Below are 1468 nucleotides of genomic sequence, written 5' to 3' on the forward strand. Positions count from 1 at the left end.
CGGGGTTGAGTTGAGGGTGAGGAGAGCGCGTGGGGCTTTTGAGGGCGGTCCGGCGTCGGTCTTGTGGGTCCGCTGTGCGGTTCGGAAGAGTGAGCGACTGTCAACCAGCCTTCCGGCTCGGCAGGTCCCCACAATCTTTCCGGGCCGCACCCCCCACAGGAGGACGTGAGTTGAAGCACCGACACATACCCAGGCGACGAGTCGCCCTCGCGGGCGGCGCCGCTGCCGCGCTCGTCGCGGCGGGTGTCACCCTCCAGACCGCCAACGCCAGCGAGACCGGCTCCGCCGTGCAGGTGAAGGTCCTCTCCGCTCCGGCCGCCGGAAAGCTCGGGTCCGCCCTTCTCGGCGACCTCGGGGCCTCCGCCGCCGGCAGCTACTACGACGCCCAGGGCAAGAGCCTCGTCGTCAACGTGCTGGACGGCTCCGCCGCTCGTACCGTCGAGGCGGCCGGAGCCAGGGCCAGAATCGTCACGCGGTCGCTCGCCCAGCTCGACGGGGCGCGTTCCGCGTTGACTCAGCAGGCCACCATTCCCGGGACCTCCTGGGCCATCGACCCCGTCAGCAACAAGGTCGTCGTCACGGCCGACCGTACTGTTGGCGCTGCCGCTTGGGGGAAGCTGGGGCGCGTCGTGGACGGGTTGGGTGACGCCGTTCAACTCAAGCGGTCCAAGGGGGAGTTCAAGCCCTTCATCGCCGGGGGTGACGCCATCACCGGGTCCGGTGGGCGGTGTTCGCTCGGCTTCAACGTGGTCAAGGGCGGGGCGCCGTACTTCCTCACCGCGGGGCACTGCACCGCGGCGATCTCCAGTTGGTCGGACTCGTCCGGGAACGTGCTCGGGGAGAACGAGGTGTCGAGTTTTCCCGGGAACGACTATGGACTCGTGAAGTACACCGGGGCGGTGTCCCATCCGAGTGAGGTCGATCTGTACAACGGGTCTTCGCAGGCGATCACGGGGGTCGCCGAGGCGGCTGTCGGGATGCGGGTCACGCGGAGTGGGTCCACCACGCAGGTGCATGACGGGACCGTGACGGGGTTGAACGCCACCGTGAACTACTCCGAGGGGACGGTCTCCGGGCTGATCCAGACCGACGTGTGCGCTGAGCCTGGGGACAGTGGGGGGTCGTTGTTCTCCGGGAGCAGTGCGGTGGGGCTGACGTCGGGGGGCAGTGGTGACTGCACCTCCGGTGGGGAGACGTTCTTCCAGCCGGTGGGTGAGGCGCTGGCCGCTACGGGGGCGCAGATCGGCTGACCTCCCGTTTCGCGGGTTGCGGGCCCCGTCCTCCCTTCGTGGGGGCGGGGCCCTGTCCGTGTCCACGGTCCTGTCGTCGTCTGGCGTCCCGCCGTTTCGCCGCGTCCACCGTCCGTGGGGGCGGGGCCGCGCCGGGGGGTATCCGTCCTCGGTCCGGCGGACTGTCGGGAGAGAAGCGAGTGGAGTTTTCGCCGGCCGCTGCGGGCGGACACCCCCCG

General features: G+C 70.0%; 1 protein-coding gene. It reads left to right on the forward strand.

Going from position 1 to position 1468, the window contains the following annotated elements; genetic code table 11:
• Nucleotides 1-170 precede the first annotated feature (170 nt).
• Nucleotides 171-1250, forward strand: a complete 1080-nt coding sequence (locus tag GTW40_RS26265) for a S1 family peptidase (RefSeq protein ID WP_161182642.1) — start codon at nt 171-173, stop codon at nt 1248-1250.
• Nucleotides 1251-1468 lie beyond the last annotated feature (218 nt).

The organism is Streptomyces sp. SID4985 (assembly GCF_009863025.1).
Classification (GTDB): domain Bacteria; phylum Actinomycetota; class Actinomycetes; order Streptomycetales; family Streptomycetaceae; genus Streptomyces.